Source organism: Acidovorax sp. GW835-FHT14G06 (assembly GCF_058793595.1).
Window position 1 is genome coordinate 120,626 of record NZ_JBXAGA010000011.1, and the last position, 18,745, is coordinate 139,370.

Annotated in this window: 17 protein-coding genes, 1 tRNA gene and 1 riboswitch; of the genes, 6 read left to right on the top strand and 12 right to left on the bottom strand. The window is 63.9% G+C overall.

The features are described 5' to 3' along the window. The first annotated feature begins 26 nt into the window (after window positions 1–26). Window positions 27–117: riboswitch (cyclic di-GMP riboswitch) on the top strand. A 120-nt stretch (window positions 118–237) separates the two neighbouring features. Further along, window positions 238–2,610: a S53 family peptidase gene (locus AC1Q64_RS19385; RefSeq protein ID WP_492252465.1), complete on the top strand. Its 2,373-nt coding sequence runs from the start codon at window positions 238–240 to the stop codon at window positions 2,608–2,610. Between the two features lie 83 nt (window positions 2,611–2,693). On the opposite strand, the gene AC1Q64_RS19390 is transcribed toward AC1Q64_RS19385, so the two are convergent. The 5 genes from AC1Q64_RS19390 to AC1Q64_RS19410 all read right to left on the bottom strand — a co-directional run bounded on the left by AC1Q64_RS19390 (window position 2,694) and on the right by AC1Q64_RS19410 (window position 7,521). Further along, window positions 2,694–3,407: an ABC transporter ATP-binding protein gene (locus AC1Q64_RS19390; protein ID WP_492252466.1), complete on the bottom strand. Its 714-nt coding sequence runs from the start codon at window positions 3,405–3,407 to the stop codon at window positions 2,694–2,696. A gap of 1 nt (window position 3,408) precedes the next feature. Further along, on the bottom strand, window positions 3,409–4,182 hold the full coding sequence (locus AC1Q64_RS19395; protein ID WP_291436058.1) for an ABC transporter ATP-binding protein: 774 nt from the start codon (window positions 4,180–4,182) through the stop codon (window positions 3,409–3,411). Then, entirely contained in the window at window positions 4,175–5,173 is a 999-nt protein-coding gene (locus AC1Q64_RS19400; protein WP_291436056.1) for a branched-chain amino acid ABC transporter permease, read from the bottom strand. Before AC1Q64_RS19400 ends, AC1Q64_RS19395 begins: the two co-directional genes overlap by 8 nt. Window positions 5,174–5,255: 82 nt before the next feature. Continuing rightward, window positions 5,256–6,119 carry a branched-chain amino acid ABC transporter permease gene (locus AC1Q64_RS19405; RefSeq protein WP_492252467.1) on the bottom strand — a complete coding sequence of 288 codons (864 nt, stop codon included), beginning with the start codon at window positions 6,117–6,119 and terminating at the stop codon, window positions 5,256–5,258. Between the two features lie 214 nt (window positions 6,120–6,333). Then, a complete protein-coding gene (locus tag AC1Q64_RS19410) occupies window positions 6,334–7,521 on the bottom strand; it encodes an ABC transporter substrate-binding protein (RefSeq protein WP_015014404.1) in 1,188 nt (395 codons plus the stop codon). Window positions 7,522–8,063: 542 nt separating this feature from the next. Here AC1Q64_RS19410 and AC1Q64_RS19415 point away from each other — a divergent pair. The 4 genes from AC1Q64_RS19415 (at window position 8,064) to AC1Q64_RS19430 (ending at window position 11,096) form a co-directional block, all read left to right on the top strand. After that, complete coding sequence (locus AC1Q64_RS19415) at window positions 8,064–9,233, top strand: HPP family protein (RefSeq protein WP_291436050.1); 1,170 nt, start codon at window positions 8,064–8,066, stop codon at window positions 9,231–9,233. Between the two features lie 302 nt (window positions 9,234–9,535). Continuing rightward, window positions 9,536–9,787 carry a translation initiation factor IF-1 gene (infA, locus tag AC1Q64_RS19420; protein WP_015014402.1) on the top strand — a complete coding sequence of 84 codons (252 nt, stop codon included), beginning with the start codon at window positions 9,536–9,538 and terminating at the stop codon, window positions 9,785–9,787. A 187-nt stretch (window positions 9,788–9,974) separates the two neighbouring features. Then, window positions 9,975–10,051, top strand: a tRNA-Pro gene (locus AC1Q64_RS19425). Window positions 10,052–10,274: 223 nt separating this feature from the next. Further along, window positions 10,275–11,096, top strand: coding sequence for an acetyltransferase domain-containing protein (locus tag AC1Q64_RS19430; RefSeq protein ID WP_492252468.1), 822 nt, complete (start codon window positions 10,275–10,277; stop codon window positions 11,094–11,096). 91 nt (window positions 11,097–11,187) lie between these two features. On the opposite strand, the gene AC1Q64_RS19435 is transcribed toward AC1Q64_RS19430, so the two are convergent. The 6 genes from AC1Q64_RS19435 to AC1Q64_RS19460 all read right to left on the bottom strand — a co-directional run bounded on the left by AC1Q64_RS19435 (window position 11,188) and on the right by AC1Q64_RS19460 (window position 15,918). Next, a complete protein-coding gene (locus AC1Q64_RS19435) occupies window positions 11,188–11,973 on the bottom strand; it encodes a peptidylprolyl isomerase (protein WP_056063551.1) in 786 nt (261 codons plus the stop codon). 66 nt (window positions 11,974–12,039) lie between these two features. Next, on the bottom strand, window positions 12,040–12,300 hold the full coding sequence (locus AC1Q64_RS19440; RefSeq protein WP_056746271.1) for a BolA family protein: 261 nt from the start codon (window positions 12,298–12,300) through the stop codon (window positions 12,040–12,042). A gap of 15 nt (window positions 12,301–12,315) precedes the next feature. Beyond that, window positions 12,316–12,855, bottom strand: coding sequence for a septation protein A (locus AC1Q64_RS19445; protein ID WP_056063543.1), 540 nt, complete (start codon window positions 12,853–12,855; stop codon window positions 12,316–12,318). 24 nt (window positions 12,856–12,879) lie between these two features. After that, the gene (gene msrB / locus AC1Q64_RS19450) at window positions 12,880–13,293 is read right to left on the bottom strand and encodes a peptide-methionine (R)-S-oxide reductase MsrB (RefSeq protein ID WP_056063540.1); all 414 of its coding nucleotides are present in this window, start codon (window positions 13,291–13,293) and stop codon (window positions 12,880–12,882) included. Further along, the gene (locus tag AC1Q64_RS19455; protein ID WP_492252469.1) at window positions 13,290–14,771 is read right to left on the bottom strand and encodes a protein adenylyltransferase SelO; all 1,482 of its coding nucleotides are present in this window, start codon (window positions 14,769–14,771) and stop codon (window positions 13,290–13,292) included. The genes msrB and AC1Q64_RS19455 overlap by 4 nt, the downstream gene beginning before the upstream one ends. Window positions 14,772–14,850: 79 nt before the next feature. Beyond that, window positions 14,851–15,918, bottom strand: coding sequence for an AraC family transcriptional regulator (locus AC1Q64_RS19460; RefSeq protein WP_492252470.1), 1,068 nt, complete (start codon window positions 15,916–15,918; stop codon window positions 14,851–14,853). A gap of 185 nt (window positions 15,919–16,103) precedes the next feature. Here AC1Q64_RS19460 and AC1Q64_RS19465 point away from each other — a divergent pair, with 185 nt between their 5' ends. Then, the gene (locus AC1Q64_RS19465; RefSeq protein ID WP_492252471.1) at window positions 16,104–17,837 is read left to right on the top strand and encodes a carboxylesterase/lipase family protein; all 1,734 of its coding nucleotides are present in this window, start codon (window positions 16,104–16,106) and stop codon (window positions 17,835–17,837) included. 46 nt (window positions 17,838–17,883) lie between these two features. Here AC1Q64_RS19465 and AC1Q64_RS19470 read toward each other — a convergent pair whose 3' ends face one another. After that, window positions 17,884–18,570 carry a Crp/Fnr family transcriptional regulator gene (locus tag AC1Q64_RS19470; protein ID WP_056063530.1) on the bottom strand — a complete coding sequence of 229 codons (687 nt, stop codon included), beginning with the start codon at window positions 18,568–18,570 and terminating at the stop codon, window positions 17,884–17,886. Between the last annotated feature and the right edge of the window lie 175 nt (window positions 18,571–18,745).

Genomic DNA, 18,745 nt, shown 5'->3' on the forward strand with positions numbered 1-18,745 from the left:
TTTTTGTGTTTCAAACAATTACATTTGTCCGATCAAGGCACACCCGCACGAAAGTCGGGGTCGCAAAGCCACCGGTCTAACCCCCTCTCAACGGGGCACGGCAGCGGGGTTGCCACAGTCCTCCGGGGTGTCTCGCTGGGGGCGCGTTCAGGCGCGGCGGCAACCCTTGCAGGTGATTGCAGCCCAGGCTGTCTTCGGTGTGTGCGGTGTGAATTTCCGCATCTCATGGAGAACAGAATGCCAACTCAGAACCGCCGTCATCTTTTTACCGCCGAGCACCCGCACGCTCGCTGGGCCTTGTTGTCGGTCATTCCGTTGGTGGTGATGGGCTGCGGTGGCTCGGCCGACCCCGAAGGCTCCAACGAATTGGCCTCCACAACCACTACGCTCCAGGTGTCTGCTGACACGCTCGCGCCAGAGGTGGAGGGATTGTTGGCGCAGCCTACCTTCCATATCGCGCCCGTGGTGCTGGAGGCCCCTGACGACATGGATGTGCAGGATGCCAATCAGTCCGCTCTGAGTGCTCCCAAGTCCCAGCAGGTGCCTGAGGTGTTCAAGGCGCTATCCACCCGCCGCCTCACTCCCTACACGCTGGAGGAGGTTCAGCAGAAGTCTGCGAGCATGTCCTGGGCAGCACCCAAGGACGCAGCGGTAGCGCCCCTTGCTGGCACCGGCGTCGTCACCACCTATTCGGTCGCGCAAGTGCGCGCAGCCTATGGTTTTGGCGCCTTGCCTGCCGTGGGGTCCAAACCTTCGGGCGTGCAGGCCGTACAACTGGGGGCGGGGCAGACGGTGTATGTCGTCGGTGCAAAGCACAACCCCAATGTGGCGGCCGAATTGGCAGCCTTCAACCAGAAGTTCGGGTTGCCCGCCTGCCCCGCCAAGGTACTGCCCGCCACCACTGGTTTGCCTCTGGCTTCCGCCTCTCCTGCAACGGGGTGCGAACTGTGGGTGGCTTACGGTACGGCGTCTGGCGCCATTGCGTCCACGGCCCCCGCCTACGATGCGGGCTGGGCCACTGAAATGGCGCTGGATGTGCAGTGGGTGCATGCGATCGCACCGCTTGCGCGCATCGTTCTCATCGAAGCGCCCGATCCGTCGCTCAACAGCCTGTTGGGCGCTATCCGGCTGGCCAACGCCATGGGTCCGGGTGTGGTGTCCATGAGTTTTGGAGCCCAGGAGGGGGCCTGGACGGGATCTGTGGACTCAGCCTTTTCTGCAGCCGGAATGACCTACCTGGCGGCCACGGGCGATTCCGGCGCAGGGGTGAACTGGCCTTCGGTCTCTCCCAATGTCATTGCGGTCGGCGGTACAACGCTGACCTATTCCGGCAGCGGCGCACGCAGTGAGGTGAGCTGGTCGGGCACCGGTGGTGGCACCAGTGGCTTCATCGGTGTGCCGGCATACCAGAAGTCGTCTGTGCCGGGCACCGCTTCGCTGGCGCGCCGGACGGTGGCCGACGTTGCCATGAATGCAGACCCCGCCACCGGCCAATACGTGGCCGTCATGCAGCCCGGCAGCAGCACGGTGCAGTGGATCAGTGCCGGCGGCACCAGCCTGGCCGCACCCATGTGGGCAGGTCTGGTGGCCGTTGCCAACGCAAACCGGCAGCAAGCCACACTGCCTGTGATGGCCGGGGGGCACGCGTTGCTGTACGGGCAGATCGGTGCGGTGGCGTCGAGCTACGCCAGCGGGTTTGCTGACATTCGGCTGGGTAGTCATGGCACCTGCAGCACCTGTTCTGCCACGCCCGGATACGACCAGCTGACAGGCCTGGGCACACCCAATGCAGGAGCGCTGGTGAGTTTGCTGACCGGCGCCACGGCGCCTGCCCCCGCGCCGGTGGTCACGTCTGCCAGCATCAGCGGCAAGGTGGGCACGGCCCTGACCTTCACGGCGGCCGTCAATGCGTCCAATCCCGTGTCCATGAGCCTGTCGGGCGCACCCACGGGCATGTCGATCAGCGCTGCCGGTGTGGTCTCGTGGCCGGCGCCGGTGGCAGGGGCCTATGCAGTCACCGTCGTGGCCAAGGACACCAAGACAGGGCTCACAGGTCAGGGCGTCTACAGCATCAGTGTGGCCGCTCCGGTTGCTCCGATGGTCGAAAGCGCCAGCATTGCCGGCCGCCCTGGCGTGGCTCTGGCTTTCAAGGCCAACGTGACGTCTGCCAACGCTGTCACGTATTCCCTGGCGGGGGCTCCGTCGGGAATGGTGGTGGTTGCCGATGGCACGGTGAGCTGGCCCAAGCCTGTGGCGGGTGTGTACAGCGTGACCTTGACCGCCAAGGACACCAAGACGGGCTTGTCCGGCAAGGGCGTGTTCACGGTCAAAATCGCCGCAGCGGGGCCTGTGATCACTGCCTCTGCCATGGTCGGCGTGGCGGGTCAGCCTCTGTCCGGCCGCATCGACGTTACATCACCGGGCGCCACGTCGCTGTCGGTGTCCATCGCTGGGGTGCCTTTGGGAATGGGCTTTGCCGTGTCGGGCAGCACCATCACAGCCATCTGGTCCAAGCCGGTGGCTGGCAGCTATCAGTTGGTGGTCACGGCCAAGGACTCGGCGGGCTTGTCTGCACAACTGACTGTGCCGGTGACGATCAACCTGCGGTAAGGCATGAGAGGTCGCTGCGCGAGTCCTGGGCCGTAGCCTTTGTCCGGGGCATCGATGCGCCAGGCGTGTTGGCAGGTGGGGGCTCAGACGCCCAGGTACTGCTCCAGCAGCAGCGGCTGCGCATGCAGCGCATCCGAGCTGCCATCAAACACCACCTGGCCTTTGACCAGGATGACGTTGCGATCGGTGATCTGCGTGACGTGTTTCCAGTTCTTGTCCACGATGACGCTGCTGATGCCGCTCTCCTTGATCAGGCTGCAGATGCGCCAGATCTCTCGCGCAATCAGCGGCGCCAGGCCCTCGGTGGCTTCATCGAGGATGAGAACGTCGGGGTTGGTCATCAGCGCACGGCCAATGGTCAGCATCTGCTGCTCGCCACCGCTGAGTTGCTGGCCGCCGTGACCCAGGCGCTCCTTCAGGCGCGGAAAGGTTTCCAGCACGCGCTCGTAGGTCCAGTCGCGCTGGCCGCGCGTGCCGGCACGCGCGGCCATCTGCAGGTTTTCGACCACGCTCAGGTTGCCGAAGATGCCTCGGCCCTCCGGCACGTAGGCAATGCCGAGCCGGGCCACTTCGTAGGGCGGCTTGCCCGTCATGTCGCGGCCGGCCACGGCCACGCTGCCCGAGCGGGGCTTGACCAGGCCCATCAGAGATTTGAGCAGGGTGCTCTTTCCCATGCCGTTGCGGCCCATCAGGCCGATGGTCTCGCCCTGGCCCACGGTGAAGTCAATGCCGTGCAGGATGTGGCTGCTGCCGTAAAAGGTGTGGATGCCCTTGGCATCAATCCATGGAGTGGTCATCTCAGTGGTCCTCCCCCAGGTAGGCGGCCTGCACGGTGGCATCGGCGCGCACCTCGGGCGGTGTACCATGCGCAATCACCTCGCCGTTAACCATGACCGTGAGGCGGTCAGCCAGCGCAAACACGGCATCCATGTCGTGTTCCACCAGCATGATGGCGTGGGCGGGCTTGAGGCGCTGCAACAGCTCGACCATGCGCTCAGCCTCGGCCACGCCCATGCCGGCCAGAGGTTCGTCGAGCAGCAGCACCTGCGGCTCGGTGGCCAGGGTCATGGCAATTTCCAGCTGGCGCTGCTCGCCATGGCTCATGGCTCCCGCAATGGCCATGCGCCGGTCTTTGAGGCCGGACAGCTCGATAGCGCTTTCAAGACGTGCGCTGGTTGCTCTGTTTTTGATAGTGTCCGAGCGGGTGTCCTGCCACCAGCGCAACGGGTTCCAGGGCTGCTGTGCATCGCGTGACTGGGCCGCCAGGCGCACGTTCTCGTGCACAGTGAGCGGCAGGAAGATGTTGGTCTTCTGGTAGCTGCGGCCCAGGCCCTGGCGCGAGATGCGTTCGGGCGCCCAGCCGGTCACATTCGTGCCGCCCAGCAACACCTGGCCCGAGGTGGGGGACAGGTCGCCAGAGAGCAGATTGGTCAGGGTGGACTTGCCGGCGCCATTCGGTCCTATCACGGCGTGGATCTTGCCCCGCCACAGGTCCACGGAGACGCCGTTGACGGCGGCCAGGCCACCAAAGCGTTTGGTGACCTTCTGTGCAGACAACAGGACTTCAGCCATGGTGCGATCCCTCCGAAGCCTTGGCTGCGCCCCGCTGCGCAAACATGCCCAGCAGGCCACGCGGCGCGGCCACTACCACCAGCACGATGAAGCCACCCATCAGCAGCTGCCAGTGCTTGGAGATGTCCTTGAACACATGCAGCAGGTACTCGAAGGCAAACGCACCCACGATGGCGCCTGCAAAGTTGCCCATGCCGCCCAGAATGACCATCATGATGGCGTGCGCGCTCATGTGAAATCCCATGAGCTCAGGGTTCACATAGCCGGTCTGCGCGCCCCACAGGTAACCCGCCAGGCCTGCCAGCGCTCCAGCGATGGTGAAGGCGGTGAGTTTGTAGCCCCGTGTGCCAAAGCCCATGGCGCGCATGCGGTGCTCGTTGATACGGATGCCCGCGAGCGCGCGGCCCAGCGGGCTCCACAGCAGGCGGCGCAGCAACACGTACACCAGCACCACCAGCGCCAGCGTGAAGTAGTAGAAGGTCTTGCGTCCCTCCAGATCGAACGGCAGCCAGCCGAAGAGCGACGCATCAGGCCGGAAGTTGATGTACAGCCCGTCCGATCCACCCAGCACCTTGTTGTCGAAGAACAGGTAGAAGACCATCTGGGCAAACGCCATGGTAACCATGATGAAGTAGATGCCGTGGGTGCGCACCACAAAGAACCCGATCACCATTGCCACCAGGCCGGACACAGCCACCGCGAGCGGCAGCGACCACCACAGGCTGACCGGCATGTCTGCAGGGGTGAGAAAGGCGAGGGCGTAGCCCGCCACGCCAAAGTACGCAGCATGGCCCAGCGATACCAGCCCGGTCACGCCCTGCAGCAGATCCAGGCTCATGGCAAAGATGGCCATGATCATCATGCGGGTGACCATCTGTACGTAAAAGTCGCTACCCACCACAGGGAACAGCAGCAACGCAGCCAGCCCCAATGCCAGGGCGAACTGCACGCTGCGCGGCAGCACTTCGATATTGGCGCGCGGGGTGCTCATGAGTGGCCGCCGGGCCGCCCCAAGGCAGCGAAGGCCCCCTTGGGGGGCAGCGAGATACACGAAGTGATGAGCGTGGGGGTAATCATTGTTTAAACAGGCCTTCGGGTTTCCACAGCAGCACGGCCGCCATCAGCATATAGACCAGCATGCCCGCTGCCTGCGGCAGCAGCACCTTGCCAAACGTATCGACAAAGCCCACCAGCAGCGCCGCAATGAGCGCGCCCCGCACTGAACCGATGCCACCAATCACCACCACCACAAAACACATGATGAGCACCGATGAGCCCATGTTGGGGTACACGCTGGATACCGGTGCAGCCACCATGCCGGCAACGGCCGCCAGGCCCACGCCCAACGCGAACACGATGGCATGGATGAGCTTGATGTTCACGCCCAGCGACTCGGCCATGTCGCGGTTGAAGGCGCCCGCGCGGATCTTCATGCCCAAACGCGTCTTGGAGATCAGCAGGTACAGCGCCAAAGCCAGCGCGATGCACACGCCCGATATGAACAGCCGGTAGACCGGGTAGGAGAGGGTGTCGGTGAGCGGGATCGACCAGTCAAGCATTTGGGGGATGGGCACGCCGTGCACATCGTCGCCCCACAGGATGGAGCGCAGTTCTTCAAAGATGTAGATCAGCCCGAAGGTCAGCAACACCTGGTCCAGGTGGTCGCGGTGGTAGAAGTGGCGAAAGAGCAGCCATTCAAGCGCCAGCCCGAAGACCACCGACAGCAGCGCGCCACCCACGATGGCCAACGCCAGGCTGCCGAAATGCCCTGAGAGCGAATACGCGAGGTAAGCACCCAGCATGTAAAAGCTGCCGTGCGCCAGGTTCACCACGCCCATGATCCCGAAGATCAGCGTGAGCCCGGCCGCCAGCATGAACAGCAGCAGGCCGTATTGGACGCTGTTGAGCAGCTGGATCAGGAAGGTGGCGAAGTCCATGAATGTGGTGATGTTGGCGACCTGCCGCGATGTGGCTGGCAGCCACTGGTGAAAAGGGCTTTGTGCGGGCGATGTACCCGTGGAGTTGGTAACTGGCGCGGCCCCATGGAGGGCAGCCGGGCAAGGGCCGCCCCGCAGCGAGGGCTGCATCCCCTGCCCGCTGCGCTCAGCGCTGCGAGAGCGGGGGGAAGGCGCGCAGCGCCTCAGGGGGGTGTTATCCCATCCTGCAACCGGCGCCGCTGTCGGCCAGCGCCTTGGCGGCTACGCCGATCACCTTGTTTTCCTTGTTCTCGACGCGGCGCAGGTAGATGTCCTGCACGGGGTTGTGCGACTTGCTCATCGTCCACTTGCCGCGTGGGCTGTCGATGACTGCGCTTTCCATCGCCTTGATGACGGCCGGTTTGGCAGAAAGGTCGCCCTTGACCGCGTTGGCGCCCTGCACCAGCAGCAGGCCGGTGTCGTAGCCTTGCACGGCATACACGTCGGGCTGGCTGCGAAAGGCCTTGGCGTATTCCAAGCGGAACTGCTTGTTGCGCGGCGTGTCCAGCGAATCGCTGTAGTGCATGGTGGTGATGATGCCGTCGGCCGCGGGGCCGGCAGCGTCCAGCACGCCCTCGGTAAGGAAGCCCGAGCCGTACAGCGGAATCTTGTCCTTGAGGCCGGCCGCCGCATAGTCCTTGATGAACTTGGCCGCGCCGCCACCGGCGAAGAAGCAGGCCACGGCATCAGGCTTGAGGGCCGCGATCTCGGTCAGAAGCGCCTGGAATTCGACGTTGGGGAAGGGCAGGCCCAGCTCCTTGACGATGGTGCCGCCGGCCTTGGTGTAGCTTTCCTTGAAGCCCTCAAACGCCTCGTCACCAGCAGCGTACTTCCAGGTGATCCACACGGCCTTTTTGTGGCCCTTTTCGACCATGGCCTTGCCCAGTGCCAGCGTGGGCTGGGAGTTGCTGAACGAAGTGCGGAATACATTGGGCGCGCACAGCGCGCGGGTGGCGGCGTGCACGCCCGCGTTGGGGATGAGGTTGAGCACACCGGTGTCGCGCGCCACCTTCTGGATGCCCATCTGCACGCCCGAGTGCACGGTGCCAATCAGCACATCGACCTTGTCGCGCTGGACCAGCTTGCTGGCGTTTTCCACACCTTTGCTGGGCTCGGACTCGTCATCGACCTTGAACCATTCGATCTCGCGGCCGCCGAGCTTGCCTCCCTGCTGGTCGATGGCCAGGCGCACGCCGTTTTCGATGGCCACACCCAGTTGGGCAAAGGTGCCGGTGTAGGGCAACATGAACCCCACGCGCACCTTGCCGCTTTGAGCACGCACGATGGAGGGCAGCAGCAAGCCCGTGGATGCTGCGCCAACGAGGGCGGCACTGCGGCTGATGACAAGGCGGCGGGTGGTCATGGGGATTGTCTCCTTTGTTTAGGCTTAAAGTAATTTACTGCAAGCGTTCGGTGCTGAATACCTATGGGTTACCCGTACCGGAGCTGGCATTGGGTTCCGCGAACATGGCCCAATCCGGCTATTGAAGCCATGTCTCTGACGTTCTACGTAACAGCCGCGACATGGTGGTAACTTGCCGTTGCAGCTGCATGTGAAAGGGAAAATTTGCGCATGAAGTAAAATGCATGTTTGCTATTTTTGTGCAGTATAGATCGTGTTTTGGGGTTGGGGTGAGCGATTCAATCCTGGGTTCTAGGTAGTTTCCAGCATCGAGTTGCTCCACTGGTACTGACCGGCGTTTGGATACGCTTCCGTGACGCTGACGACCTCCCGTGCTCTTGCTCCGTGGCTCTGCCTGCACAATGGCACACCATCGTCCAAGCGGGCGCACCTTGCAAGTTGGCCCAACAAGCTGTTTGTAAGTGCGCTGCACGGGGGGCTCGCAACGTTCCAGTCAGCCCGGTATTGATGTAGTTTGCAGCCGCACCCGCGTTTCGTTCTGTATGCCTTCTTCACACTCCGACTTTCCCCCTTCGGCAACGTCTCGCCGGTCACTGGCTGTGCGCCTGACCGAATGGCTGCGGCATTTCTGGCCCGCCCCGCTGGGCATCGATGGTCGAGAGCGCCTGCGCTTTGTGGTGGGCGCGGTGATTGGCGTGCTGCTCACGGCATGGCTGAGCCGTTGGTGGGCCCAGGGCAGTGGCACTGGCCCGTGGATGGTGGCGTCGTTGGGGGCCAGTGCCGTGCTGGTGTTTGGCATGCCCTCCAGCCCGCTGGCCCAGCCATGGCCCGTGTTGGGTGGCAGTACCCTGTCGGCTCTGGTGGGCGCGGTCTGTTCTGCGGTGATTCCGGACAAGGCCTTGGCGGGGGCGATTGCCGTGGGCTTGGCCATTGCGCTTATGGTGCCACTGCGTTGCCTGCATCCTCCGGGTGGGGCCATGGCGTTGTACGTGGTGCTGACCTCGGGGGACGGATGGCATCTCGCGGCGTTCCCGGTGTTGTTCAACGTGGTACTGCTGTTGACCGCAGCAGTGGTCTACAACGGGCTGACGGGTCGCCGCTACCCACATCCTCAACGTGTCGCGTCGCAGGTGGCGACGAGCCAGGGCGCTTTCACCGCGTCGGATGTGGATGCGGCGCTGGCCCACTACAACCAGGTGCTCGACGTGAGCCGGGCGGATCTGGAGGGGCTGTTGCACCTGGCGGGCCGCGCGGCATTCCAGCGGACCCTGGGAGAGTTGCGCTGCGCTGACATCATGTCCAGCCCGCCTTACGCTGTGGAGGCCGGAGTGTCACTCAGGGAGGCTTGGGCACTGATGCGGTTACAGCAAATCAAGGCGCTGCCAGTGGTGGATGCGCAGCGACATGTCATTGGAATCGTGACGGTGGCGGACTTCATGCGACTGGCCAACCTCGACACCCACGAAGGGCTGGGGCAGCGGTTGCGCACACTGGTCATGGGGCGTGGAGGGCAGCCCCAGGCAGTGGGCGAGATCATGTCCCACCCGGTTCAGGTGGCGCGCTCGGCACAGCATGCGATGGACCTCGTGCCGCTCTTTTCGCAAGGCGGGCACCATCACATTCCCATCGTGGATGATGTGGATCACCTCGTAGGCATCATCACGCAGACTGATCTGGTACGTACCCTGGCCTCGGCGGTGCAAGGCCGATAGCAGGCGGCACCTGAGGCCTGTGGTGTGGGCGCTGCGCCCGTGCCGCAGGGCGCGCCGGGCATCCCATAGGCAAAACATGGCTTGTCGCGGTACAATCGACAGGCTTTGCGCAGCGCTGACGCCTGTTCATTGAAGCCGTCTCCCGGCCCTCTGCCTGATCTGCGCCCTGGGTGCAGCGACTCCCACCGCCCGCCATGCACCGTGTGTCGAGTTTCGACAACGCTGCAGCTGCCGTGGTGAATGCAATAAAACCGCTCAGGCGCCGACCACAGAACATTTGCTTTGAAGAGATAGAGAAACACATGGCCAAAGAAGAACTCATTGAAATGCAGGGCTCCGTCACGGAAGTTTTGCCTGACTCGCGCTTTCGCGTCACGCTGGACAACGGTCACCAACTGATTGCCTATACCGGCGGCAAGATGCGTAAGCACCACATCCGCATCCTGGCGGGTGACAAGGTGTCGCTCGAGATGTCGCCTTACGACCTGACCAAGGGCCGCATCACGTTCCGCCACCTCGCCGGTCGCGGTCCTGGCCCTTCCTCCAGCCGCTGATCTTTCCGCTCTCGGTCTGTGGCAGACCGAGGCGGTTTTATAGTTTTTCTGGTTCGTCTCTTGCCACGTCGCGTTTGCGCGACCGCTCTCTCCTGTGATCTCTTCGCCCTGCCACTTTCTAAAAAAAGTCAAAAAAGCAGGCGATGAGCCAAAAACAGGGGAATTGGCGGGTTAGAATACGAGCTGTCGGAGCGTAGCGCAGCCTGGTAGCGCATCTGCTTTGGGAGCAGAGGGTCGCGAGTTCGAATCCCGCCGCTCCGACCAATGTTTGAAGGCCCTGCAGCACATGCTGCAGGGCCTTTTTTCTTGCCCGCTTGCAGTCCTCACAGCCGGGCAACCAGGTTCTCCTGGAGACGGATTGAGGTTTTGTTCGGCCGGTACTGCCAGCAGGCTTGCTGAATCTACGTACCATAGCGGCCACTGCTGTTGGACGCCCATTCGCACCCGATCCTGCCGTGTACCGCGCACGGCGCTTGCCGGTATCTCCATGACCTTCCCTGTGCCCTCTGTCTCTGTAGCTGCTGCCGCACCATCACCACATTCCAAAGCGCCTGAACCGCTTGCAGTGCAGCGTTACGACACGGTTGATGCGCTAAGGGGGGTAGCCATGCTCTGGATGACGGCGTTCCACTTTTGTTTTGATCTGAGCCACTTTGGCTTGTGGCCGCAGAACTTCCGTGTGGATCCTTTCTGGACCACGCAGCGCACCCTCATCGTGAGTCTTTTCCTGTTCTGCGCCGGGTTGGGGCAGGCCATCGCGTTGCACCAAGGGCAGGGCTGGAGTCGTTTTAGGCGCCGCTGGGGGCAGATTGCTGGTTGTGCACTGCTGGTGTCTGCAGGCTCGTTTGTGATGTTTCCGGCCAGCTTTATCTATTTTGGTGTGCTGCATGGCATGGCTGTGATGTTGCTCATAGCGCGCTGCACGTCGGGGTGGGGGCGCTGGCTGTGGCTTGCAGGGCTGGTGGCTGTGGCCTTGCCGTGGGGCGCGCAGCAGTTTTTGACCGGGGTGTGGCCCGACGCAGCGCCGTGGTTCAACGGGCGAGTCTTGAATTGGCTGGGGCTGGTGTCCCGCAAACCGTTCACGGAAGACTATGTGCCGGTGCTGCCCTGGTTGGGCGTGCTCTGGTGGGGGCTCGCAGCCGGCCAATGGGCGTTGCGCGCGCGTAAGTACTGGCTGCAATGGCGATTGCCCTATGTGCTGAGGCCTCTGGCGACGCTGGGTCGGTGGAGCCTGAGCTATTACATGGTCCACCAGCCGGTCATGATCGGCCTGCTGATGGCGGTGGTGTGGGTGCTGGGGCGGGTCTGAATTTCGCATTGAAAGGCTGGAAGGCATAAAAAAACGCGACCGAAGTCGCGTTTTTTGTTGCCAAAACGGCCGAAACCGAGTGCCAGCTGGCTTATTCCACCTTGGCCTTGGCGCGCAGGTCTTCCTGGAACTTGGCCAGCTTTTGCTGTTGCAGCTGCTGTGCGACTTGTGGCTTCACCTCTTCGAGCTTTGGCAGCTCGGCCTGGCGCACATCGTCCAGGCGGATGATGTGCCAGCCAAACTGGCTCTTCACGGGCGTCTCGGTCATCTTGCCTTTTTCGAGCTTGACCAGCGCTTCGGTGAACTCGCTCACGTAGCTCGATGGGTTGGCCCAGTCGAGGTCGCCGCCCTTGGCGCCGGAGCCTGGGTCCTTGGATTGCTTCTTGGCGATGTCTTCAAACTTGGCGCCCTTCTTGATGGACGCGATGATGGCCTTGGCGTCGGCTTCCTTTTCCACCAGGATGTGGCGGGCCTTGTATTCCTTGCCGCTGTTGGCTGCCACGAACTTATCGTATTCGGCCTGGATTTCAGCGTCGGTGACGGGGTTCGTCTTCTGGAAGTCGGCGAACAGTTCGCGGATCAGGATGGCCTGGCGTGCCAGGTCCAGCTGGGCCTTGTAGTCTGCCGAGGTTTCCAGGCCGCGCTTTTGAGCTTCCTGCATGAAGATTTCACGGGCGATGACTTCTTCCTTGATCTGGCCTTCGATGTCGGGCGTCACGGGGCGGCCCGAGCGTTCGACCTGCTGCTTGAGCGCTTCGACGCGCTCCTTGGGAACCGCCTTGCCGTTAACAATGGCGACATTCTGGGCGGAAACGGGCAGGGCCAACGTGCCCAGCACGGCAGCGGCGACGAGGCCGGACAGGAGCTGTTTCTTCATGCGGAATCCAAAAAATGAGGGGTTGTTTGCCGACTGAAATCCGGCAGATGTTGACTTGGGGCCGGCTCAGAGAACTTCAATGGCGAGGGCGTGAACGCCTTGGTCAATAAATTCTTGCAGCGCATCATACACAAGGCGGTGTTGGGCCACGCGGGAGCGTCCTGTAAAGAAAGGTGACGAAATTCGCACCCGAAAATGGGTACCGAATCCCGTGCCGTTGGCACCCGCATGGCCTGCGTGGGCGGCGCTTTCGTCCAGCACCTCCAGGTGGCTGGGGGTGAGGCGGTCGGCCAGTGTCTGGTGCATCTGGTCTGCGATGGAGTTCATGGGCTTCACACTCGTTCAGGTGGTGGGCTCGTCGCCCTTGAGATGGGGCGCAATGTAGATGCCCTGGGCCACCAGGAAGACCAGCGGAAACGCATAGCCCCACAGCTTGAAGTCCACCCAGGCTTCGGTGCTGAAGTTCATCACCACGTACGCGTTGATGGCAGACATGAAGGCGCAGTAGATGATCCAGGCCACATTCAGCCTCTGCCAGACGGCGTCAGGCAAGTCCAGCTGGCTACCCAGCAGCATCTTGAGGAAATTCTTTTTGAGCGCCCAGAGCGCCACCGCCAGGGCCACCGACATAGCGCCATAGAGCACTGTGGGTTTCCATTTGATGAACCGGTCGTCCTGCAGGACCAGCGTGAGCGTGCCAAACAGCAGGATCAGCACCAGGGTGACCTTGTGCATGGTCTGCAGGCGCCGGTCGATGGCGTAGATGATGGCCATCTGCAAGGCCGTGGCCGCCATGAGCACGGCGGTGCCCACGTAGATGCCGTAGAACTTGTAGGCCCCGAAGAACAGCAGGATGGGGAAAAAGTCGATCAGAATTTTCATGGAGTCAGCAAAGAGTCCCGTGCTTCAGCGGTCGCCGGACTCGAAGTCCAGCGAGGCCGAGTTCATGCAATACCGCAGCCCGGTGGGCGCTGGGCCATCTTCAAACACATGACCCAGGTGCGCCCCGCATTGTGCACACACCGTTTCGGTGCGGACCATGCCATGGCTGCGGTCCACGATTTCGGTGATGGCGCCGGGGATGGCTTCGGAAAAGCTGGGCCAGCCGCAGCCCGCGTCAAACTTGGTGACCGAGTCGAACAGCTTGGCGCCGCAGCAGACGCAGTGGTAGCTGCCGTCGGCCCAGTGGGCTTCGTACTTGCCGGTGAAAGGGCGCTCGGTGGCGGCATGGCGCGTGACCTGGAAGGCCACGGGTTCTGCGCCTTTTTCGCGCAGTACGGCTTGCCATTCGGCGTCAGTCTTCTGGATGGGATGGGTCATGATGAACAGCTGATCTCGATGGAAGACGCCCAGTCGGGCGGGAAGGCGGCGTAGGCGTCATGCCCCGGGTGCTCGTCAAACGGGCGCTCCAGCAGCCGCTGCAGGGTTTGGAGTTCACCGAAGTCGCCAAGTTTCGCCGCACGAATGGCCTGTTCGCCCAGGTGGTTGCGCAGCACGAACTTGGGATTGGTTTTGAGCATCAAATCGGCTTGATGCGCTACATCCGTATGCCTTGAGTGCTCTGAATATAGTAGCAACCATTGGTCCAGGCCAGCACGGTCCGCAAACAGGTCGCGCACGGGCTCCATGTCTTGGGTGCCCACGGCCTGCGACAGGCGGCGCCAGAAGATGGGGTAGTCCACCCGGTTCTGGGCCAGCAGCAGCAAGACGCCGTCGATGAGTGCACCATCGCCGTCGCTCGCCTCGAGCAGCCCCAGCTTGGCGCGCATGCGGGCCATGAAGGCCTCGGGGAATACCGTTTTGTAAGACTCCAGGGCCTGCTTGGCCAGCTCCTGGTCGCCGATCAGGGGCAGAAGCGCCTGCGCCAAGCAAAACAGGTTCCAGTACGCCACATTGGGCTGGCGGTTGTAGGCGTAGCGGCCTTGGGAATCGCTGTGGTTGCACACATGGCCGGGCACAAACGCGTCGAGAAACTGGAAGGGCCCGTAGTCCACTGTCAGGCCCAGGATGCTCATGTTGTCGGTGTTCATCACCCCATGGCAAAAGCCGACCGCCTGCCATTGCGCCATGAGGCGTGCGGTGCGCTCGCTCACGGTCTGCAGCAGGGCGGCGTAGGGGTTGCCTGCCAGGTCGGTGCTGTCCCGGCATTCGGGGTAGTAGCGGTCGATGACGTAGTCGGCCAGCGTTTGCAGCGCGGCCTCCTGGCCGTTGGCAGCAAAGTGCTCGAAATGGCCAAAACGCACAAAGCTGCGTGCCACGCGGGTGACGACGGCAGCGGTCTCGATTTCTTCGCGGCGGACGTGAGCGGGAGAGCCGGTGATGCACAGCGCGCGCGATGTCGACACACCCAAGCCGTGCATGGCTTCGCTGCACAAAAACTCGCGGATGCTGGAGCGCAATACCGCACGGCCATCGCCCATGCGCGAATAGGGCGTGCGGCCTGCTCCCTTGAGCTGCACCTCCCACCCCGTAGCCGTCTCCCCGAGCAAGATGGCGCGCCCATCGCCCAGCTGACCAGCCCAGACGCCAAACTGGTGTCCGCTGTACACGCTGGCCAGGGGGCGCGAGCCTGCCAGCAGGCGGTTGCCGGTGAAGGCCTGCAGGGCCTCATCGCTGCGTAGGACGGCTTCATCCAGCCCCAGCAGTCGCGCCACGGCGGGGCTGGTGCCAACCCAATGGGGCGTGGGCAGAGGGGTGGGGCGCAGTTCGGTGAAAAAGTCGGGGCCCAGCGCGGCAAAGCGGTGGTCCCAAGCGAGGCCGAGGTTGGTGTGGGCGTCGCTGTCGGCAGTCAGGGTCATGGGCTGGATTGTCTCGCAGGCCGGATGCCCCGGCGCCCACAGGGCCATGGCAGGGCGGGGAGGGCCTGCACCGCGACCGCTACAACAACGCTGCCGCCGTCAGGCAGGCCGGGCCTGACGCTGGCTGCAGCAGCTGCTGGCGGTATTGGCCTGGTGGCATGCCAAACCAGCGTTTGCAGGCCCGAAACAGGTTGCTCTGGTCGCTGAAACCCAGCTGGTCCGCCACCTCGGCCAGGCTGCGGCGCGGGTCGGCCAGGTATTGGCGGGCCAGCTCGCTGCGGGTGTCGTCCAGCAGTTGCTGAAAACTCACTGACTCTGCCTGCAGGCGGCGCTGCAAGGTGCGATCGGTGAGGTGCAGGCGCGCAGCCACGTCCTCGCGGCGGGGTTCACCGAGATGCAGCATGCGCGATATCTCGGTGCGCACCTTGGCGCTGACCAGCGATTGGCCCAACGGGCCCAACTGCCCCAGCTCGGCCTCTACCAGTTGCTCGTGCAGCGCCCACAGGTTCGGGTTGTGGGTGGGGATGGGTTGCAGCAGGTCGGCTTCGGCCATCAGGAAACGGTTTACTGGCTGGCCAAAGTGGGGTGGTACGCCAAATGCAGCGCGGTGTCGCGTATCTTCGGCTGGCGCTGGGGTGACCAGCTCCACGGCCAGGGGAGTGAGGTCGCGCCGGGTGAGCCAGTCGCACAGCGTCAGCAGGGTCAGCACCGCAAACTCCACCCGCTGTCGCGGTATGGGGCGCGAGGCGCCGATGTGGTTAAGCACCATCCAGTAGCCGCGCGGGTCACGCTCCATCGAGAACGTGGTGGCGTCCGAGATCAGCGCCATGTGTCGGTCCAGGTGCTTGAAGCCTTCGAGAAGGTTGGGCCCCGAGGCCAGTGCGTGGCCCACCAGGTCCAGCTTGCCGTAGCGCGCGGCCAGCTGGCGGTCCAGGCCCAGCCCCGGGCGATCGTAGTGCTGGGCTGCGGCCTCCCACAAGCGGCTGACGCGGTCCACATCCACGCGCGTGTGGGGGTGTTGCAGGCTCTCCAGGTCGATGTCGGCATGCGCGCACAGGGCCTGCACCGGCAGTCCTTCGGCTGCAAACAGCTCCGCAATGCCGCGCACCCAGGCGGCAGAGCTGGTGCGCTGCGGCAGTGGGTTCATGGGCAAGCACCCGTCTCAGGGTTTACGCGCGGGTGGTGTTCTGAAGTCACTGTTTTGGTGTGTTTGCGATAGTGGGTTGCGGGCCGGGCGTTTCCACAATCGGCGTCGAGGTCGGTCCCAGGCGTGAGTGTGATGCGTTCTGCGGGCCCGCCCCATTCCTGAAAACCCCGAAGGAGACAAACAACATGGCCTATTTTGCAAAGAGCCTGCGCTGGGGCGCAGCATGCCTCGCCGCTTTGATGACCACGGCGTGTGGTGGTTCTGGCGGTACGCCGCCCGAACTGCGCGAAACCCGCTACGGCATGGTGCGCGGCACGGATGACAGCGCCACCAGCGGCACTTATGCCTGGAAGGGCGTTCCCTACGCACAACCCCCTGTCGGGGCCCTGCGCTGGCAGCCGCCTGCGGAGCCCGCCGCCTGGACGGGCGAGCGCAGCGCCACCCGGTTTGGCAGTGCGTGCCTGCAGATGGGCCGCATTTACGGCCCGGGCGCCAACAACCGTTTTGACGACACGATTGGCCAGACGCTGAACACCCCGCTGGGCAGTGAAGACTGCCTGACCCTCAACATCTGGCGTCCGGCCACCGTGCAGGACAACCTGCCAGTGCTGGTCTTTGTCCACGGCGGCAGTGCCATCTCGGGCTACACCGCCGACCCGGTGTACGACGGCGCCGCGCTGGCCAAGTCGGCCAATGCCATCGTGGTCACAGCCAACTACCGGCTGGATGTGCTGGGGTATCTGCAGTTGCGCGCCCTGCATGCCGGCAACAACGGCAGTGGAAGCAGCGCAGGCGGCAGCACCTATACCGGCAACTACGCGCTGCTGGACGTCGTGCAGGCGCTGCGGTTCGTCCAGGGCAACATCGCCCGGTTTGGCGGCAATGCGGGCAACGTCACGTTGATGGGGCAGTCGGCGGGGGCCATCAACGCCTTGGCCCTGCTGACCGCACCGCAGGCCACCGGGCTGTTCCACAAATTGGTACCGATCAGTGGCGGGATCTCCTTGGCGTCGAACCTGCCCGCCGGGTCCATCCCCACGCTCAACCCGGTCTCCCGCTACGCCACACAGGCCAGCCAGTTGCTGGCGCATCTGGCCGTGGCCGATGGCCTGGCACCTGGCCTGCCCGAAGCCCAGACCCTGGTGGCCAGCTGGCCCCCCGCGCAGGTGGCCAGTTACCTGCGTGGCAAGGATGCGCGGGTCGTTTTGCAGACGGTGCTGGCAAAGGGGCTGACAGGTTCTGGCCCGATCCCGGACGGTGTGGTGGTTCCGGCCGATCCGATCACGGAGATTTCTGCGGGGCGCTATCAGAAAGTGCCTGTGTTGTCCGGCTACACGGCCGAGGAGGGCAAGCTGTTTGCCCCGTTCCTGATGCTGCTGGGCGGCAAGCCCGGCATGAAGATCGGCGATGCCGAGCGCTTTGCGATGATGCAGCGCTTCGACCCTGATGCCCCCACCACCCTCACTGCGGCGGACATTCTGGATGCGTCGTACCTGCCGGTGACAGCCCCGGGCACGGGCTACAACGCACGCACCCAGCTGCTGGGCAATGTGTTCATTGGCGCCAGCCGCGACAACCTGCTGAACGCCCTGCGCAGCCAGCAGAGCAATGTGTGGAACTACCAATTCAACTGGGCCCAGCAGCCCGCACCGTGGAACGATGTGTACGGCGCGGCCCATGCGTTCGACCTGCCTTTTGTGTTTGGCAACTTCGGTCCCTCGGTGTTTGCGAAGGCGACCAACAGCACCGCCAACCAGCCGGGGCGCCTGGCCCTGTCGCGGGCCATGATGGACAGCCTGCGTGCGTTTGTGCACACCGGCGATCCCAACAACGCCACGCTGGGCCAGACCTGGCAGCCCTGGCCCCGCAAGTTCATCTTTGATGCAGACCAGAAGGCGGTGCGCCTGAGCGTGCAATGACCCGCGTGCTGCAGATGTCGAACAGACCTCGGCCGAATGCGGGTGTTCAGTGCGCGGCCGTGGCGGCGAGGTATGCGTTCAGCGCCTCGTCGTCCACGATGGCCACGCGCCCGAAGTCCAGCGACACAATGCCCATGCCCTCCAGCGACTGCAGCACCTTGTTCACGGTCTGCCGCGACAGGCCCACCAGCTGGCCCAGCTCTTCCTGCGTGAGGTTGAGCCGCCGGGTGCTGCGCCAGAACAGGCGGCTGAGGTACAGCGCCACGCGGTGCTCGGTGGACTGGGTGCGCCCGGCTTCGATGATGGTCATGGCTTGGCCCAGCCGCATGTTCAGATGCAGCACCAGGAACTGGTTGAACGCCAGGCTGGTCTCGCGCAGCGTGGCAAACAGCGGCAGGGGCAGGCACAGCAGGGTGGTAGGGCGCAGTGCCACCACGTGGTACCGGCGGGGCTCGGGCTTCATGGCCGAGCCCTCGCCAAACCATTCACCGTCAGGTACGCCGATGAAGGCGGACGACCGGCCCTTGCTGGTGGGGCTCTGCAGCATCACCAGACCCGACAGCACCGCATGCCAGCCCCGCACGGCGCTGCCGGCGGGCATCATCACCGCGCCCTTGTCGGCCTGCTCGGCAAACACCTCTTCGCGCAGCCGCTCCTGCATGGCGGCAGGCAGGCCCGCGAACCAGGGCTGGGCGGCTATGAATCGTTGGGCGGATGGGGCAGCGCAGAGCATGGGCCCGATTGTCGCTGCAGCGGTGCCGACGGTTCAGGGTATTCCCTTGCCCTTTGTCAGTGGGACGACAAGTGTTGGCAGCCATGCCCGCCGGGCGCACACTCCGCTGCGGTTCACGGAGACCAGCGACTGCGCAACCATGCCGCCGATGCCATGCCAGTGCGGTGGTGCGGCG

What these genes read in the sequence shown, in the direction of transcription:
- AC1Q64_RS19390 (WP_492252466.1), bottom strand. Translation starts at nt 3,407, where the DNA reads ATGACCACTCCATGGATTGATGCCAAGGGCATCCACACCTTTTACGGC.
- AC1Q64_RS19405 (WP_492252467.1), bottom strand. Translation starts at nt 6,119, where the DNA reads ATGGACTTCGCCACCTTCCTGATCCAGCTGCTCAACAGCGTCCAATAC.
- AC1Q64_RS19415 (WP_291436050.1), top strand. Translation starts at nt 8,064, where the DNA reads ATGCCTTCTTCACACTCCGACTTTCCCCCTTCGGCAACGTCTCGCCGG.
- AC1Q64_RS19440 (WP_056746271.1), bottom strand. Translation starts at nt 12,300, where the DNA reads ATGAACTCCATCGCAGACCAGATGCACCAGACACTGGCCGACCGCCTC.
- msrB (WP_056063540.1), bottom strand. Translation starts at nt 13,293, where the DNA reads ATGACCCATCCCATCCAGAAGACTGACGCCGAATGGCAAGCCGTACTG.
- AC1Q64_RS19465 (WP_492252471.1), top strand. Translation starts at nt 16,104, where the DNA reads ATGGCCTATTTTGCAAAGAGCCTGCGCTGGGGCGCAGCATGCCTCGCC.
- AC1Q64_RS19460 (WP_492252470.1), bottom strand. Translation starts at nt 15,918, where the DNA reads ATGAACCCACTGCCGCAGCGCACCAGCTCTGCCGCCTGGGTGCGCGGC.
- AC1Q64_RS19435 (WP_056063551.1), bottom strand. Translation starts at nt 11,973, where the DNA reads ATGAAGAAACAGCTCCTGTCCGGCCTCGTCGCCGCTGCCGTGCTGGGC.
- AC1Q64_RS19400 (WP_291436056.1), bottom strand. Translation starts at nt 5,173, where the DNA reads ATGAGCACCCCGCGCGCCAATATCGAAGTGCTGCCGCGCAGCGTGCAG.
- AC1Q64_RS19445 (WP_056063543.1), bottom strand. Translation starts at nt 12,855, where the DNA reads ATGAAAATTCTGATCGACTTTTTCCCCATCCTGCTGTTCTTCGGGGCC.
- AC1Q64_RS19455 (WP_492252469.1), bottom strand. Translation starts at nt 14,771, where the DNA reads ATGACCCTGACTGCCGACAGCGACGCCCACACCAACCTCGGCCTCGCT.
- AC1Q64_RS19385 (WP_492252465.1), top strand. Translation starts at nt 238, where the DNA reads ATGCCAACTCAGAACCGCCGTCATCTTTTTACCGCCGAGCACCCGCAC.
- AC1Q64_RS19430 (WP_492252468.1), top strand. Translation starts at nt 10,275, where the DNA reads ATGACCTTCCCTGTGCCCTCTGTCTCTGTAGCTGCTGCCGCACCATCA.
- AC1Q64_RS19470 (WP_056063530.1), bottom strand. Translation starts at nt 18,570, where the DNA reads ATGCTCTGCGCTGCCCCATCCGCCCAACGATTCATAGCCGCCCAGCCC.
- AC1Q64_RS19395 (WP_291436058.1), bottom strand. Translation starts at nt 4,182, where the DNA reads ATGGCTGAAGTCCTGTTGTCTGCACAGAAGGTCACCAAACGCTTTGGT.
- infA (WP_015014402.1), top strand. Translation starts at nt 9,536, where the DNA reads ATGGCCAAAGAAGAACTCATTGAAATGCAGGGCTCCGTCACGGAAGTT.
- AC1Q64_RS19410 (WP_015014404.1), bottom strand. Translation starts at nt 7,521, where the DNA reads ATGACCACCCGCCGCCTTGTCATCAGCCGCAGTGCCGCCCTCGTTGGC.